General features: G+C 71.8%; 14 protein-coding genes. 10 read left to right on the top strand and 4 right to left on the bottom strand.

Annotation, left to right across the window (positions count from 1 at the left end; all coding sequences use genetic code 11):
• Nucleotides 1-251: 251 nt before the first annotated feature.
• From ACZ7MX_RS07105 to ACZ7MX_RS07080, 6 genes are all read left to right on the top strand, one after another.
• Entirely contained in the window at nucleotides 252-1,760 is a 1,509-nt protein-coding gene (locus ACZ7MX_RS07105) for an aldehyde dehydrogenase family protein (RefSeq protein ID WP_472130066.1), read from the top strand.
• An 84-nt stretch (nucleotides 1,761-1,844) separates the two neighbouring features.
• Nucleotides 1,845-3,386 carry a GMC family oxidoreductase gene (locus tag ACZ7MX_RS07100; RefSeq protein ID WP_472130065.1) on the top strand — a complete coding sequence of 514 codons (1,542 nt, stop codon included), beginning with the start codon at nucleotides 1,845-1,847 and terminating at the stop codon, nucleotides 3,384-3,386.
• On the top strand, nucleotides 3,386-4,507 hold the full coding sequence (locus tag ACZ7MX_RS07095) for a quaternary amine ABC transporter ATP-binding protein (protein ID WP_472130063.1): 1,122 nt from the start codon (nucleotides 3,386-3,388) through the stop codon (nucleotides 4,505-4,507). The genes ACZ7MX_RS07100 and ACZ7MX_RS07095 overlap by 1 nt, the downstream gene beginning before the upstream one ends.
• The gene (locus ACZ7MX_RS07090) at nucleotides 4,507-4,680 is read left to right on the top strand and encodes a hypothetical protein (protein ID WP_472130061.1); all 174 of its coding nucleotides are present in this window, start codon (nucleotides 4,507-4,509) and stop codon (nucleotides 4,678-4,680) included. The genes ACZ7MX_RS07095 and ACZ7MX_RS07090 overlap by 1 nt, the downstream gene beginning before the upstream one ends.
• A complete protein-coding gene (locus ACZ7MX_RS07085; protein WP_472130059.1) occupies nucleotides 4,677-6,680 on the top strand; it encodes an ABC transporter permease in 2,004 nt (667 codons plus the stop codon). The genes ACZ7MX_RS07090 and ACZ7MX_RS07085 overlap by 4 nt, the downstream gene beginning before the upstream one ends.
• Nucleotides 6,681-6,682: 2 nt before the next feature.
• Nucleotides 6,683-7,675, top strand: a complete 993-nt coding sequence (locus ACZ7MX_RS07080) for an ABC transporter substrate-binding protein (protein ID WP_472130058.1) — start codon at nucleotides 6,683-6,685, stop codon at nucleotides 7,673-7,675.
• A 430-nt stretch (nucleotides 7,676-8,105) separates the two neighbouring features.
• Here ACZ7MX_RS07080 and ACZ7MX_RS07075 read toward each other — a convergent pair whose 3' ends face one another.
• The gene (locus tag ACZ7MX_RS07075; protein ID WP_472130056.1) at nucleotides 8,106-8,840 is read right to left on the bottom strand and encodes a hypothetical protein; all 735 of its coding nucleotides are present in this window, start codon (nucleotides 8,838-8,840) and stop codon (nucleotides 8,106-8,108) included.
• Between the two features lie 484 nt (nucleotides 8,841-9,324).
• Between ACZ7MX_RS07075 and ACZ7MX_RS07070 the strand changes: the two genes are divergently transcribed.
• The 3 genes from ACZ7MX_RS07070 to ACZ7MX_RS07060 all read left to right on the top strand — a co-directional run bounded on the left by ACZ7MX_RS07070 (nucleotide 9,325) and on the right by ACZ7MX_RS07060 (nucleotide 11,759).
• Nucleotides 9,325-9,606, top strand: a complete 282-nt coding sequence (locus ACZ7MX_RS07070; protein WP_267887910.1) for a response regulator transcription factor — start codon at nucleotides 9,325-9,327, stop codon at nucleotides 9,604-9,606.
• 236 nt (nucleotides 9,607-9,842) lie between these two features.
• A complete protein-coding gene (locus tag ACZ7MX_RS07065; protein ID WP_472130054.1) occupies nucleotides 9,843-10,268 on the top strand; it encodes a hypothetical protein in 426 nt (141 codons plus the stop codon).
• Between the two features lie 321 nt (nucleotides 10,269-10,589).
• Nucleotides 10,590-11,759: a trypsin-like serine peptidase gene (locus tag ACZ7MX_RS07060; RefSeq protein ID WP_472130052.1), complete on the top strand. Its 1,170-nt coding sequence runs from the start codon at nucleotides 10,590-10,592 to the stop codon at nucleotides 11,757-11,759.
• A 29-nt stretch (nucleotides 11,760-11,788) separates the two neighbouring features.
• Here ACZ7MX_RS07060 and pdxR read toward each other — a convergent pair whose 3' ends face one another.
• Nucleotides 11,789-13,216: a MocR-like pyridoxine biosynthesis transcription factor PdxR gene (pdxR, locus tag ACZ7MX_RS07055; protein ID WP_472130050.1), complete on the bottom strand. Its 1,428-nt coding sequence runs from the start codon at nucleotides 13,214-13,216 to the stop codon at nucleotides 11,789-11,791.
• Between the two features lie 46 nt (nucleotides 13,217-13,262).
• On the opposite strand from pdxR, the gene ACZ7MX_RS07050 reads away from it, so the two are divergent.
• Entirely contained in the window at nucleotides 13,263-13,784 is a 522-nt protein-coding gene (locus tag ACZ7MX_RS07050) for a carboxymuconolactone decarboxylase family protein (RefSeq protein WP_472130048.1), read from the top strand.
• Between the two features lie 95 nt (nucleotides 13,785-13,879).
• Here the strand turns inward: ACZ7MX_RS07050 and ACZ7MX_RS07045 are convergent, their stop codons facing one another.
• Both ACZ7MX_RS07045 and ACZ7MX_RS07040 read right to left on the bottom strand, forming a co-directional pair.
• Nucleotides 13,880-14,623, bottom strand: a complete 744-nt coding sequence (locus ACZ7MX_RS07045) for an isocitrate lyase/PEP mutase family protein (protein ID WP_472130046.1) — start codon at nucleotides 14,621-14,623, stop codon at nucleotides 13,880-13,882.
• Nucleotides 14,620-15,069 carry a carboxymuconolactone decarboxylase family protein gene (locus tag ACZ7MX_RS07040; RefSeq protein WP_472130044.1) on the bottom strand — a complete coding sequence of 150 codons (450 nt, stop codon included), beginning with the start codon at nucleotides 15,067-15,069 and terminating at the stop codon, nucleotides 14,620-14,622. Before ACZ7MX_RS07040 ends, ACZ7MX_RS07045 begins: the two co-directional genes overlap by 4 nt.
• Nucleotide 15,070: the final 1 nt, after the last annotated feature.

Here is a 15,070-nt window from a genome sequence, read left to right as displayed (position 1 = left end):
GAGGAGCGGTGTGAGGGACGGCCGCACGGGCCACCTGCTGCCGGCGGGTCGTACGGCGTGATCTCCCCGCTTGGACATACGGCTATTCAGGGTACGTTCTAGGACATTCCGCTGCACACCGAGTGAGTCGGCTCACTTTCCATGAATGTTTGGGCATAGGTCAGGCCGTTCCGGGGAGGGGTCCTCGTTGCTGGTGACGCCAGTGGTTGCACCAGTGGGAACAACTTCGGAAACCGGAAGGCAGAAACAACGTGTCGGCAAGCGAGACCATTCACATAGCCGGGGTGTGGCGGGCCGCCGCGTCCGGGGCCACCCGCGAGGTCCTCGACCCCGCCGACGCGACGACCCTCCAGGTGGTGGCCGAGGGTGGTGCCGAGGACGCGGACGCCGCGGTCGCGGCCGCCGCCGGGGCCTTCGACGGCGGCGCGGGCGCCTGGCCCCGTACGCCGGTCGCCGAGCGCTCCGCGCTGCTGCGCCGGGTCGCCGACCTCCTGCAGCGCGACCGCGAGGAGATCGCGCTCATCGAGAGCCGGGACACCGGCAAGACCCTGGAGGAGGGCCGGGTCGACGTCGACGACGTCACCAACGCCTTCCGGTACTTCGCCGACGTGGTGATGAACGAGAGCGGCGGCCGGGTCGTCGACGCCGGTTCGGCCGATGTGCACAGCGTGGTCGTGCACGAACCGGTCGGCGTCTGCGCGCTGATCACACCCTGGAACTACCCGCTGCTCCAGGCGAGTTGGAAGATCGCGCCGGCCCTCGCGGCCGGCAACACTTTTGTGATCAAGCCCAGCGAGGTCACCCCGCTGTCGACCGTGCACCTGGTCAAGCTGCTGGTCGAGGCCGGGCTGCCGGCCGGGGTCGCCAACATCGTCACCGGTGCGGGCCTCCCGGTCGGACAGCGGCTGGCCGAGCACCCGGACGTCGACCTGTTCTCCTTCACCGGTGGCCTGGTCAGCGGCACGAAGGCCGGTGCGGCCGCGGTCTCCGGTGCCAAGAAGATCGCCCTGGAGCTGGGCGGCAAGAACCCCAACGTGGTCTTCGCCGACGCCTGCGCCACCGAGGAGGGCTTCGACACCGCCGTCGACCAGGCGCTCAACGCCGCGTTCATCCACAGCGGGCAGGTCTGCTCGGCCGGCGCCCGGCTGATCGTCGAGGAGTCGGTGCGCGACCGCTTCGTCGCCGAACTCGCCCGCCGCGCCGAGAAGATCAAGCTCGGCCGGGGCACCGAGGACGGCGTGGAGTGCGGTCCCCTGGTCTCCCAGCAGCAGCTCGACAAGGTCGAGGCGTACGTCGCCTCCGCGCTGGCAGAGGGTGCCCAGCTGCGGTGCGGCGGGGCCCGGCCCGAGCCGTCCGCCGTCCGCCCGGCCACCGGCTACTTCTACGCGCCGACCGTGCTGGACGGCTGCCACCGCGAGATGAAGGTGGTCCGCGAGGAGACCTTCGGGCCGATCCTGACGGTGGAGACCTTCACCACCGAGGACGAGGCCGTCGCGCTCGCCAACGACACCGAGTACGGGCTGGCCGGCGCGGTCTTCTCCGCCGACACCGCGCGCGCCCGCCGGGTCGCCGCGCGGCTGCGGCACGGCACCGTCTGGATCAACGACTACCACCCCTACCTCCCGCAGGCGGAGTGGGGCGGCTTCGGCAAGTCCGGCATCGGCCGGGAACTCGGCCCCACGGGTCTGGACGAGTACCGCGAGAGCAAGCACATTTACGAGAACCTCCGGCCTGCGCCGGTGCGGTGGTTCGCGGGCTGAGCGACCGCCGCTGACCAGCGGCCGCCCGCCCCGATCCCCCCGACCCCCGCACCCCCAAGGTCTTTGCAAGAAGGAGCACCCTCCATGCCCGTGTACGACTACGTCGTGGTCGGCGGTGGTACCGCCGGTTCCGTCATTGCCTCCCGCCTCACCGAGGACCCGGACGTCACGGTCGCCGTCATCGAGGGCGGCCCGTCCGACATCGACCGCGAGGACGTGCTGACGCTGCGCAAGTGGCTCGGCCTCCTCGGCGGCGAGCTGGACTACGAGTACACGACCACCGAGCAGCCCCGCGGCAACTCGCACATCCTGCACAGCCGGGCCAAGGTCCTCGGCGGCTGCTCGTCGCACAACACCCTGATCTCCTTCAAGCCGCTGCCGTCCGACTGGGACGAGTGGGAGGCGGCCGGCGCCACCGGTTGGGGCGCGAAGGAGATGGACCCCTACTTCGGCAAGCTGCGCAACAACATCGTGCGGGTGGCGAAGAAGGACCAGAACCAGATCGCCACCGACTGGATCGAGGCGACCAAGACCGCCCTCGGCGTGCCGGAGGTCGTCGGGTTCAACGACAAGCCGTTCGACGAGGGCGTCGGCTTCTTCGACCTCTCCTACCACCCCGAGAACAACAAGCGGTCCTCCGCCTCGGTCGCCTACCTGCACCCGCACATCGAGGCCGGCGACCGGCCGAACCTCACGCTGATGCTGGAGACCTGGGCGCACAAGCTGGAGCTGGACGGCGCCACCGCCAAGGGCGTCCACGTCCGTACGAAGGACGGCGCGGAGGTCTACGTCGAGGCCGCCCGCGAGGTGCTGGTGTGCGCCGGCGCCGTCGACACCCCGCGGCTGCTGATGCACTCCGGCATCGGGCCGAAGAAGGACCTGGAGGCGCTCGGCATCCCCGTCGTGCACGACCTGCCGGGCGTCGGTGAGAACCTCATCGACCACCCCGAGTCGGTGATCGTCTGGGAGACGAACGGGCCGATCCCGGGCAACTCCGCGATGGACTCGGACGCGGGTCTGTTCGTCAAGCGGGACCCGGAGCACAAGGGCCCCGACCTGATGTTCCACTTCTACCAGATCCCGTTCACCGACAACCCCGAGCGGCTGGGCTACGAGCGCCCCGAACACGGCGTCTCGATGACCCCGAACATCCCCAAGTCCCGCTCCCGCGGCCGCCTGTACCTCACCTCCGCGGACCCCGAGGTCAAGCCCGCCCTCGACTTCAAGTACTTCGAGGACGAGGACGACTACGACGCGCAGACACTCGTCGACGGGATCAAGCTGGCCCGCAAGGTCGCCCAGGCCGAGCCGTTCAAGAAGTGGCTCAAGCGCGAGGTCTTCCCCGGTCCCCACGTGACCGACGACGCGGAGATCAGCGAGCTGGTGCGCAAGGCCGCGCACACCGTCTACCACCCCGCCGGCACCTGCAAGATGGGCGCCGCCAACGATGAACTCGCCGTCGTCGACCCGGAGTTGAAGATCCGCGGTCTGCACGGCATCCGGATCGCCGACGCCTCGGTCTTCCCGACGATGCCGGCCGTCAACCCGATGCTGGGCGTGCTCATGGTGGGGGAGAAGTGCGCCGAACTGCTCCAGAAGATTCCTACCGAGGGAGGTGATGCGTGATGGCTACCACCTCCGCCGGCGCATCCGAGATACCCGCTGCCCGCAAAGCCACCGACGCAGCCGAGGACGGCCGTGAGGTCGTCTTCTCCGTCCGCCACCTGTGGAAGGTCTTCGGCCCCAAGGCCGACAAGATCCCCGATGACGCCTCGGTCGCCGGGCTGAGCGTGACCGAACTGCGCGAGCAGACCGGCTGCACCGCCGCCGTCCGCGACGTCTCCTTCGACGTCCACAAGGGCGAGGTCTTCGTCGTCATGGGCCTGTCCGGCTCCGGCAAGTCCACCCTCGTCCGGTGCCTGACCCGGCTGATCGAACCGACCAGCGGCGACCTGGAGATGGACGGCGAGGACGTCCGCGCCATGGACCGCAACGCGCTGCGCGAACTGCGCCGCCGCCGCGCCGCCATGGTCTTCCAGCACTTCGGCCTGCTGCCGCACCGCACCGTCGTCGACAACGTCGCCTACGGCCTGGAGATCCAGGGCGTCGGCAAGGCCGAGCGGCGCGAGAAGGCCAACGAGATGGTCGACAAGGTGGGCCTGACCGGCCTGGAGAAGCGCCGCCCCGGCCAGCTCTCCGGCGGTCAGCAGCAGCGCGTCGGACTCGCCCGCGCACTCGCCGTCGACCCCGAGGTCCTGCTGTTCGACGAGCCGTTCAGCGCGCTCGACCCGCTCATCCGCCGCGACATGCAGGAAGAGGTCGTCCGCCTGCACCGCGAGGAGGGCCGCACCATGGTCTTCATCACCCACGACCTCGCCGAGGCGCTGCGGGTCGGTGACCGGATCGCCCTGATGCGCGACGGCGAGATCGTCCAGCTCGGCACCCCCGAGGAGATCGTCGGCTCCCCGGCCGACGACTACGTCCGCGACTTCGTCCGGGACGTCCCCCGTGAGCAGGTGCTGACCGTCCGCCGCGCGATGCGCCCGGCCGAGGACGGCGAGGCCGACCAGGGCCCGGCGCTGGCCGCCGACACCCTGATCTCGGACGCCATCGAGGCGGTCGCCCGCTCCGGCGGCGCCGCGCGGGTCGTCGACGGCGGCCGCTGCCTGGGCGTCGTCGACCACGCCTGCCTGCTCAACGTGGTCGCCCGGATCGACGAGGACCGGCCCGGCGAGGTGGCTGCCTGATGATGTACGCCGCCACCGCCCGCCACGGCGCCGTCCGCGCCGTCGGCTCCAGAGCCCCCGTCGCCTCCCGCCGTACCCGGCTGCGGACCGCCCTGCTGCGCCGCTGGCGCGAGGCCCAGCGCGCCGCCGCCCTGGGCGTGCCGACCGGCACCGTGAAGCGGGGCCGCGCATGAGTACCGCATCCGCACCCCCCGCCGTTCAGCGCGGCCTCGGCGCCGACGCCCCCAAGGCCGGCCCGCTCCAGGCCCTGCTGGACCGCCGCGGCCTCGCCAAGCTCCTGCTGCTCGCCGTCGCCGCGGCCGTCCTGGTCCCGCTGGTGCACGCCGCCTGGCCCGGCGCCGCCTGGCCCTCCGCGCTGACCGTCGACGTGTCCGGACCGCTCGGGAAGACCAGCGACTGGATCATCAACAACCGCGACAACCACTGGCTGTTCGTCTACTTCCTCGGCCACCTCTCCAACGCCGTGGTCATCTCCGTCCGCGCGGTCTACCTGCTGCTGCTCGCCCTCGGCTGGACCGGTGTGACCGCCGGCGTCACGCTGATCGCCTGGCGGGTGGCCGGCTGGCGGATCGCCGCCACCGCGCTGGTCTCCCTCCTCGTCAGCGGGGCGCTCGGGATGTGGGTCCCGACCATGCAGACGCTGGCGCTGATGGTCGTGGCGGTCGCCGCCTCGGTCGTCGTCGGCGCACTGCTCGGACTGGCCGCCGGCCTCTCCGAGCGGCTGTTCCGGATCCTGCGCCCGGTCCTCGACACCATGCAGGTGCTGCCGGCCTTCGCCTATCTGCTGCCCGTCGTGCTGATCTTCGGCATCGGCGTGCCGGCGGCGCTGCTGGCCACCGTCATCTACGCCGCCCCGCCGATGGCCCGGCTGACCGCGCTCGGACTGCGCGGCGCCGACCCCGGCGTACTGGAGGCGGTCTCCTCGCTCGGCGCCACCGGACGGCAGCGGCTGCTGACCGCCCGCCTCCCGCTGGCCCGCAAGGAGCTGCTGCTCGGCGTCAACCAGACGATCATGATGGCGCTGTCCATGGTCGTGATCGCCTCGATGATCGGCGCGGCCGGCCTCGGTGACCGCGTCTACCAGGCGCTCGCCTCCGTCGACGTCGGCGCCGCGCTCTCCGCCGCCATCCCGATCGTGCTGCTGGCCATCGTCATGGACCGCACCACCGCCGCGGCCGGCGCCCGGATCGGCGCGACCGGCAGCACCACCGGCCCGGCGTGGCTGCGCGGCTGGCAGGTCTGGACCGGCGTGGCCGCGCTCACCGCGCTGCTGGCCCTGGCCGGCCGGCTGACCGGCTCCGCGGTCTGGCCCGGCGCCTGGTTCGTGGACATCGCCCACCCGGTGAACGACTTCAAGGAGTGGATGGTCGACCACCTCTACTCCGGCGTCCCGGTCATCGGCGGCACCGCCGACTGGGCCGCGCACTTCACCAACTGGGTGCTCAACCCGCTGCGCGACGGCCTGACCGCACTGCCCTGGTACGGCACGCTGCTCGTCGTCGCCGCGCTGGCCTGGCTCATCGGCACCTGGCGCACCGCCCTGACCGCCGTCCTCGCGATGGCCGCCATCGGTGTGCTGGGCGTGTGGAAGCCGTCCATGAACACCCTCTCCCAGGTGCTCGCCGCCCTGGTCGTGACGCTGGTGCTGGGCTTCGGCGCCGGCATCCTGGCGGCCGGCAGCAAGCGGTTCGAGGCGATCCTCCGCCCGGTCCTCGACGTCATGCAGACCATGCCGCAGTTCGTGTACCTGATCCCGGTCGTCGCCCTGTTCGCCGTGGGCCGCGCCCCGGCCGCCGCGGCCGCGGTCGTCTACGCGCTGCCCGCGGTCATCCGCATCACCACCCAGGGCCTGCGCCAGGTCGACCCCGCCGCGATGGAGTCGGCCCGCTCGCTGGGCGCCACCCGCTGGCAGATACTCCGCCAGGTGCAGCTGCCACTGGCCCGGCCGGCCCTGCTGCTCGCCGTCAACCAGGGCGTGGTCCTGGTCCTCGCCGTCGTCATCATCGGCGGCCTGGTCGGCGGCGGTGCCCTCGGCTACGACGTGGTCACCGGCCTGGCCACCGGAGACCTGGCCCTCGGCCTGGTCGCGGGCGTGGCCATCGTGTGCCTGGGCCTGATGCTCGACCGGGTCACCCAGCCCACGGAACGCCGTACGACGGGGAAGGGAGCCTGATCATGTCCCGTACGCGCACAGCATTCCTCGGTACGGCCGTGCTCGCCGGCACGGTGGCGCTCTCGCTGTCCCTGTCCGCCTGCGGCAAGGCCGACATGACCAAGCAGACCTCGCCGTTCGCCGCGGCCAAGGGCTCGAAGTCGGTCACGCTGTCCGTGCAGACCTGGGTCGGCGCGCAGTCCAACGTGGCCGTCGCCAAGTACCTGCTCGAACACCAGCTGGGCTACCACGTCGACACCGTCCAGGTGGACGAGATCCCCGCCTGGGACGCCCTCAGCCAGGGCCGGGTCGACGCGATCCTGGAGGACTGGGGCCACCCGGACCAGGAGAAGCGGTACGTCAAGGACAAGAAGACGATCACCGCGGGCGGCGGCAACGGCGTCACCGGCCACATCGGCTGGTACGTCCCCAAGTACTGGGCCGACAAGCACCCCGAGGTCACCGACTGGAAGAACCTCAACAAGGTCGCCCAGCAGCTGCGGACCTCCGAGAGCGGCAACAAGGGCCAGCTGATGGACGGTTCGCCGTCCTACGTCACCAACGACAAGGCGCTGGTGAAGAACCTCCACCTCAACTACGAGGTAGTGTTCGCCGGTTCCGAGGCGGCCCAGATCACCCAGATCCAGCAGTTCGCCAAGGAGAAGAAGCCCTTCCTCACGTACTGGTACGAGCCGCAGTGGCTCTTCAACCAGGTGCCGATGGTGGAGGTCAAGCTCCCCAAGTACACCGACGCCTGCGCGGCGAAGGGCGCCAAGGACCCGCAGTCCATCGACTGCGCGTACCCCACCACCCCGCTCCAGAAGTACTTCAACACCAACTTCGCCAAGAACGGCGGCAGCGCCGCGGCGTTCCTGAAGAACTTCAAGTGGACCAAGGACGACCAGAACGAGGTCTCCGAATCCATCGCCTCGGGCGGCCTGTCCGCCGACGAGGCGGCCAAGCGGTGGGTGGACAAGCACCCGGACGTCTGGAAGAGCTGGCTGCCGAAGAAGTAGGCGGTCCCCGGCCGGACGTCGGACGAAGGGGGTGCGGGCCCATGGGGCCCGCACCCCCTTCGCGTGTGTGGTCGGCCGGGTGGGGCTCACCCGTTCGGATGGCGGCCGGGGAGTTCCGCCCGGTGGACGGGCGGGGACGCCCGAGGATGCCACCATGCCGCTTCCACCGAAATGCCCCACGACCGACTGTGACGCCTGGTTGTGGAAGGACACCACCCAGACCAGTACCGACTGGGACAACTGGCGTTGGTGGTGCTGCCGTTGCCAGAAACAGTGGTACCCCACGGCGGAACAGCTCGGGGAGTTCCGCCATGGCGCATCAGGCGGCCCGGGGGGACCGGGTGGCCCCGGCCGGCAGCCGCGTGCCGCCGCCTACCGGGACCCGCGGGTGGCCGCCGCCCGCCCGTGACGCGCGGCGGCCCGCACCGGCTCAGGCGTTGTGCAGGCTCGCCCGCCAGTAGCCCAGTACCCCGGCGTCCAGCGCCTGGACCTTGTTGAGCGCCTTGCCGAAGGAGGCGTAGCGCGGGGTGGCCTTCCAGGTGGCGGAGAGGGTGGCCGCCCCGCGGACCAGGTGCGGCGTGCCGCCACCCTTGATGTCCACCGCCGCGTTGACGTTGCTCACCGTGGCGCCGCCGCCCTTGAGGTGGGTGGCCCGTCCGCCGCTGGCCAGATACTGCACCCACACCTTCTCGGCGGTGACCGGGATGCCGAAGATCTCCTCCGACATGGCGAAGGTGACGCGGGTGTCCAGACCGGCGATGGTCCCCTTGGCCGTGACCCGCACCTCCTTCACGAACGACACGTCCGCGTTGTACGGGACGGCGCGGCGCAGGCCCCCGGGCCGGGTGGTGCCCTTCAGCGACGCGGTGAGCGCCTCGTAGACCTTGCGGTTCTGGAGGTAACCGACGAACTTCTGCTGCTTGGCCTTCGGCAGCGCACGGAACGCCTTGAGGGTGCGCTTCGCCTCGGGGGTGTTCCGGGACGCCAGGTACTGCCGGTAGTCCGCGACCGTCAGCTTGCTCCCGAGCGACTGCTCCGCGGTGCCCGCGGGGGCCGCCGCCGACGGCCGGCCGGTGGCCGAGGCCGCGGGCGCCAGGACCGCGAGCGCCGCCGCGCCGGCCACGGCGGCCGACCCGATCCGGCGCATGGTGGAACCGTTGCTCATGGAATCTCCTCTTGCTCTGTTCCGGGGTACGGAGGGGAGACCGAGAGTACGAAGGGGGCCGCGCGGGCGGTATTGAACCTTTGGCCGGTGCCCACCAGGACAGGCCGGGCTCCTGGAGATCCACTTCTCAAACTCGTACCGGCGGTTTAGGAACCCTTTAAGATCTGCGGTAAGTGCTCTTTCCGGCCATGTGGCCTCGCTTTGCTGGGCAGTTACCGACCGTGACGTCGCTCATGCCGGGCCGAGGTCGCGTCGGGCGGTCACCGCGCCCGCCTCCCGGAGTCACCCGCCGGGGGCGGACCGCGGACCGCAGCGCACGATGACGCACGCCCATGTTCGTCCGCCGGACCCCGACTCGACCAACCGGGGAGAAAGCGGCGAGCGTGCCCAGCAGGACTCATAAGCAGAATACGGGGAAGGTAGAACTGCTTTGTCTCAGAGTCATACGTGCAACAAAAGTGAACTATCGGCTGCGCGGATAACCGTGGCGTACCCCACGAGCCCGCGCCCGACACCGGGAGACCCCTCCAGAATCCCTCATCTGACGCCGCGCGAACGCCAAGTGCTCATTCTCATCGGAAAGGCCGCGTCCAACCGGGAGATCGGGCAGCAACTCGGCATCACCGAACGCACCGTCAAGGCTCACCTGGCCAATCTCATGACCAAGATCGAGGTGGCCACCCGCATCGAAGCGGCCATCTTCGCCTACGCCCATCATCACGACATCAGCCCGCCGGACGGGAGTATTCCGGTGGACCGTTCGTAATCCCGGCAGGCCGCCGGAAACCTCCTCGCCCTCGGGACGGGCGAGGAGGTTCCTTTACCTCCGGCGGAATTCCCCCATTCCCCTGCGCACGGCTCCCCTTCGGCCGATGGCCGGAGGTCCGTTGGCCATCCGTCCGATGCCCGAAGAGGCAATAGCGGAATGCCGGACGGCGACGGAAGACTCCTTCCGGCGATCACCGACAACCGGTGCGCCGCGAAAGAGAGAAGAGGAGTTCCATGCGCAAGACGATGCGGATGGCCGCCACCGCCCTCGCCGCAGCGGTCACGCTGGGTATCGCGGCACCCATGGCCAGTGCGGTCCAGCACTCCCGTACCCCGGTCGTCTCCTCGGTCCAGGTGGGCGCGGTCCGCTCGGCCGGTGACGTGAACACCCTCACCGCGGTGACCTACGCGGCCGGCCTCGACAAGGCCCAGGTGCCGGGCATTTCGGGCAAGGACGCCAAGGACCGCGCCAAGGCGATCGTGAAGTTCCTCAAGAAGGTGCTCGGCAAGCACTACAAGGAGGCCCGGGCCGCCGCGAAGAAGGGCGTCGCCGCCTTCCGCAAGTGGGTGAAGACCCTCAAGCCGTCGAGCCCGGTCCGGATCGTCCTGGAGAAGGTCGACACGTACGTGCTGGAGCTGATCGTCAAGCTCCTGCGGTAACGCCCCGCCCACAGGCCCACCTCCAGGAGAGGCTCAGGACCGACCCCCGAGGTCCTGAGCCTCTCCGCCTTCCGTCCCCCGACCGCTGTCTGCCTCCTGTGGGGGGAGTGCGGGCGGCGCCCGGCCCCGTACCGCTGCTGCCGGTGCGGGGCCGTCCGACGTGCGGCAACCCCTCCCGTTATGTCCCCGGCCGCCGGGCCCTGGCCGTCCACCGGGCCCTGCGGCGCGGCATAGTAGGGCCCAGTCCGAGACGGGACATGACACACCACACCATGGCGCCGCGAGCCGCGGCCGCCACGCACCGGGGGGACTTCCGCTTCCATGCCAGCCATCCGCCGTTCCACCGCCGCGGCCGCCGCCGTGGCCGCGCTGCTCGCGGTCACCGCCACCGGCTGCGGCCCCAGCGACGACAAGGCCGCCGCGCCCGGCAGTTCGGCCGCCGCCGACCAGAAGGGCCCGGGCGACGGGGGCCTGAAGCTGCCCAAGGGGATGCCGACCAGCATCGACGGCCTGAAGAAGTGGAAGGACGGCGGCTGGAACGACTGGGGTGACTGGGCCCGCAAGGCCTCGGACTTCGCCAACCCGATCATCAAGGACCACTGGAAGGCCGACCGGCTGGCCAAGGCCAAGGCCGCCCCGGAGATAGGGGTGAACGCCACCGGCGCGGGCAGCGGATCCGCCGCCTCCGACCCCGAGCCGCGGCCGGTCACCGCCGAGCAGGTCGCCCGGCCGTACCACCAGCACATGGCGCCGGTCGGCAAGATCTTCTTCGACAGCCCCAAGGGCCCGATGGTCTGCTCCGGCACGATCGTCGAGGACCCGGCGCACCCGGGGAAGTCCAACCTGGTGTGGACCGCCGGCCACTGCGTGCACTCCGGCAAGCAGGGCGGCTGGATGCGCAACATCGTCTTCGTGCCGTCGTACAACGACAACGGCGTCCCGATGAACCAGGTCGGCAACACCCCCGGCCAGCAGGTCACCCCCTACGGCCGCTTCTGGGCGGACTGGATCACCACCTCCGGTGAGTGGATCAACATGGGCAGCGAGGAGACCGGCAACGGCGGCTCGGCCTACGACTTCGCGGTGCTGCACGTGAAGCCGGAGAACGGCGGCGCCAAGTCGCTCCAGGAGACCGTGGGCGCCGCCGCCCAGGTGTGGTTCAACGCCCCCTCCGCCGACGGCATCAGCTCCCTCGACGCGTTCGGCTACCCGGCCGCGCCCCCGTACGACGGCGCGCGGATGATGAACTGCCCCGCCCGCCCCGGCCGGCTGGTCATGCAGCAGGGCACGCCCGCCATGCACCGCATCGGCTGCACGATGACCGGCGGCACCTCCGGCGGCGGCTGGTTCGTCAACCGCGGCGGCAAGCTGACCCTGGTCTCCAACACCTCCATCAGCTCCAACGCCCACACCTGGCTGGCCGGCCCGCACCTGGGCCCCGAGGCGCAGCGGGTCTTCGACGGCATCAGCCGCAAGTTCGCCGGCCAGTAGAGCCGGTCCGCCTTTGGGGCGGTGCCTTCCTACGGCCCCGGCGGCAGTGCCCGGCACAGCGCCGCCAGGGCCGCCGGGAAGGCGCTCTCGGACGGGGTGGCGTAGCCGACGACCAGGCCGTGCCGGGGCGGCGTCGGGGCGTCCGGATGGCGGTACTCCGACAGCCCGTCGAGGGCCAGGCCCTGCCACCGGGCGGCCCGCAGCGCGGCACGCTCGTCCGCCGCACCCGAGCCGTCCGGGAGTTGGAGGACGGCGTGCAGCCCGGCGGCGATACCGGTGACGCGCAGCTGCGGCGCATGGCCGGCCACCGCCGCGACCAGCTGGTCCCGGCGCCGCCGGTAGCGCTGCCGCATCCGGCGGACGTGCCGGTCGTACGCGCCGCAGATCAGGAACTCCGCGAGGGTGAGCTGGTCGGTGACGCCGGCCCACGCCTCCCGTTCGCCCTTGGCCGCGAGGACGGCGTCGACCAGCCGGCCGGGCAGCACCATCCAGCCCAGCCGCACCGCGGGCGAGAGGCTCTTGCTGACCGAGCCGAGGTGGATCACCCGCTCCGGGTCCAGGCCCTGGAGGGCGCCGACCGGCCGGCGGTCGTAGCGGAACTCGCCGTCGTAGTCGTCCTCGATGACGTAACCGCCGCTCGTCCGCGCCCAGTTGACGACGGCGGCCCGGCGGTCCGGATGCAGCGGGACGCCGGTGGGGAACTGGTGGGCCGGGGTGAGCAGCACCGCCCGCACCCCGTCCAGCTCCGCCAACTGCCCGGCTTCCGCGCCGAGTTCGTCGACCGCCAGGGGGCGGGTGGTGATGCCGGCGGCGGCCAGGAGCTGCCGGTGGAACGGCAGGCCGTACGACTCGACGGCGAGCGGGCCGGCGAGGACGGCGGGGAACAGCAGCCGCAGGGCGTGCGCGAAACCGGAGCAGACGACGATCCGGCCGGGGTCGGTGCGGACGCCGCGGGTACGGGCCAGATAGTCGGTCAGCGCGCGGCGCAGCTCCGGACGGCCGCGCGGATCACCGGGCCCGAACGCGTCGTCGGGGGCGGCGGTCAGCGCCCGGCGGGCGGCAGCGACCCATGCCGTACGGGGGAACGCGGCCGCGTCCGGCTGCCCCTGGAGGAGGTTGTGGCGGGGGCGGGCCGCCGGGGCGCGGTGGGTCACGGCCCCGGTGGGGGCCAGCGGCTGCGCCCGGTGTGCCACGCGGGTGCCGGAACCCTGGCGGGCGGTGAGCCAGCCCTCCGCGACGAGTTCGGCGTAGGCGTCGGCGACGGTGTTGCGGGCCAGACCGAGGTCGGCGGCGAGCGAGCGGTACGGCGGCAGGCGGGTGCCGGGGGCCAGCCGCCCGGACCGTACGGCCTCGCGGAGGGCGCGCAGCAGGGCGGCGCGGCGGCTGCCCGGACCGGTCAGTTCCACATGCAGATCGGCGCCCAGACCCTCGGCGGAATTGACCCATGATTCCGGCATGGAAATGCACCCTACAGCCGGTCGCCCGGGCTCCTAGATTCGAGGCATGACGAACACCGCAGCGCACACCACGACGACCCCCGCACCCGCCGACGACACCACCGGCGCCGCCCAACTCCGCACCCCCCGGGTCAATTTCGCCAAGGCCGCCCCCAAGGCATTCCGCGCGCTGATCGGCTTCGACGCCGCGGCCCGCGAGGGGCTGGACCCGGCCCTGGTCGAACTGGTCCAGATCCGGTCCTCGCAGCTCAACAAGTGCGCCTACTGCCTGCACATGCACACCACCGACGCCCGTAAGGCCGGGGAGAGCGAGGAGCGGCTGCACATGGTCGCCGTCTGGGAGGAGGCGGCGCACTTCTTCACCGACCGGGAGCGGGCGGCGCTGGCGCTCACCGAGGCCGTCACGCTGGTCGCGCACGGCGGGGTGCCGGACGCGGTGTACGAGCGGGCCGCCCGGCATTTCGCGGAGGACGAGCTGGCCCGGCTGCTGGCGCTGATCTTCACGATCAACACCTGGAACCGGATCGCGATCAGCACGGGCAAGGTCCCCGGGACCGACGAACGCTGACGCCGCGTGGGACGCGCGGGGCGGAACCGCCCAGGGCGGGCGACCCCTGTACGCCCGCCCCACCGCGTCCCCGGGCTTCCTCCCGCCCGTAGCGGCTAGCCCTCCGCCGGGCGCCCGCCCCGCAGCCGCTCGGCCACCTCAGCCAGCGTCGCCATCGCCGCATGCTGCAGCCCGCCGCCGAAGGTGATCCGGGCCGCGCCCAGCGCGCCCAGCTCCTCCGGGGTGGGCCCGCCGGGCACCGCGAGGGCGTTCACCGGGCGGCCGACGGCGGTGGCGAGCGCGGACAGCAGCGCGGGCGGGGCGAGGATCGGGTAGACGCAGTCGGCGCCCGCCGCCGCGTAGAGCAGACCGCGGCGCACCGTCTCCGCCGTCTCCCGCTCGCCCTCGACCCCGCGCAGATACGTGTCGATCCGCGCGTTGATCACCAGCGCGTCACCGGCCTCGGCCCGTACCTCCGCCAGCCAGGCGGCCTGCTCCTCGGCGTCGCGCAGGGCGCCGGTGGCGTGGTCGGTGTCCTCCAGATTGCAGCCGGCCGCCCCGGCGTCGAGCAGCCGGCCCACCAACTCCCGTGCGGACAGCCCGTACCCGGCCTCCACGTCCGCCGTGACGGGCACGTCCACGGCCCGCACGATCCGGGCGATCGCGGCGAACATCTCCTCCGGCGGCGTCCGGCCGTCCTCGTGGCCCAGGGAGGCGGCGATCCCCGCACTGGGCGTGGCCAGCGCCGGGAAGCCGGCGTCCGCGAAGACCCGGGCGGCGGCCGCGTCCCACGGGCCGGGCAGGACCAGCGGAAGCCCCGGGCCGTGGTGCAGCGCGCGCAGCGTCGCGGCGGCGCTCACAGCTCGGACCCCGCCGGCTGGCGGACCGTGACGTTGACCCGGTTCCAGTTGTTGATCGCGACGATCACCGCGAGCAGATGGGCCAGTTCACGCTCGTCGAAGTGGGCCGCGGCCCGCTCGTAGACCTCGTCCGGGACGTGCCCTTCGGTCAGCACGGTGACGGCCTCGGTGAACGCCAGCGCGGCCCGTTCACGCGCCGAGTAGAGGTCGCCCGCCTCCTCCCACGCCGGCAGCAGATCGATCCGCTGCCGGCTCACCCCGGCCTCGCGCAGATTCTTCACGTGCATGTCGATGCAGAACGCGCACCGGTTGAGCTGCGAGGCGCGCAGCACCACCAGCTCGGTCAGGACCGGGTCGCCCAGGCCCTTCTTGGCGGCCATGGTGAGCGCCAGCTGTGCCTGGTAGAACGCGGGCTGACGGCCCCAGAACTTCATCCGATGGGTCATC

The organism is Streptomyces sp. NPDC107765 (assembly GCF_055657085.1).
Note: the sequence above shows the minus strand (reverse complement) of the source record. Positions and strands in the feature narration are given on the sequence as shown.

Bases quoted from the DNA above. Each gene is read 5' to 3' on its own strand.
- ACZ7MX_RS07050 (WP_472130048.1), top strand. From the start codon at position 13,263: ATGACGAACACCGCAGCGCACACCACGACGACCCCCGCACCCGCCGAC.
- ACZ7MX_RS07095 (WP_472130063.1), top strand. From the start codon at position 3,386: ATGGCTACCACCTCCGCCGGCGCATCCGAGATACCCGCTGCCCGCAAA.
- ACZ7MX_RS07090 (WP_472130061.1), top strand. From the start codon at position 4,507: ATGATGTACGCCGCCACCGCCCGCCACGGCGCCGTCCGCGCCGTCGGC.
- ACZ7MX_RS07065 (WP_472130054.1), top strand. From the start codon at position 9,843: ATGCGCAAGACGATGCGGATGGCCGCCACCGCCCTCGCCGCAGCGGTC.
- ACZ7MX_RS07085 (WP_472130059.1), top strand. From the start codon at position 4,677: ATGAGTACCGCATCCGCACCCCCCGCCGTTCAGCGCGGCCTCGGCGCC.
- ACZ7MX_RS07100 (WP_472130065.1), top strand. From the start codon at position 1,845: ATGCCCGTGTACGACTACGTCGTGGTCGGCGGTGGTACCGCCGGTTCC.
- ACZ7MX_RS07080 (WP_472130058.1), top strand. From the start codon at position 6,683: ATGTCCCGTACGCGCACAGCATTCCTCGGTACGGCCGTGCTCGCCGGC.
- pdxR (WP_472130050.1), bottom strand. From the start codon at position 13,216: ATGCCGGAATCATGGGTCAATTCCGCCGAGGGTCTGGGCGCCGATCTG.
- ACZ7MX_RS07075 (WP_472130056.1), bottom strand. From the start codon at position 8,840: ATGAGCAACGGTTCCACCATGCGCCGGATCGGGTCGGCCGCCGTGGCC.
- ACZ7MX_RS07060 (WP_472130052.1), top strand. From the start codon at position 10,590: ATGCCAGCCATCCGCCGTTCCACCGCCGCGGCCGCCGCCGTGGCCGCG.
- ACZ7MX_RS07040 (WP_472130044.1), bottom strand. From the start codon at position 15,069: ATGACCCATCGGATGAAGTTCTGGGGCCGTCAGCCCGCGTTCTACCAG.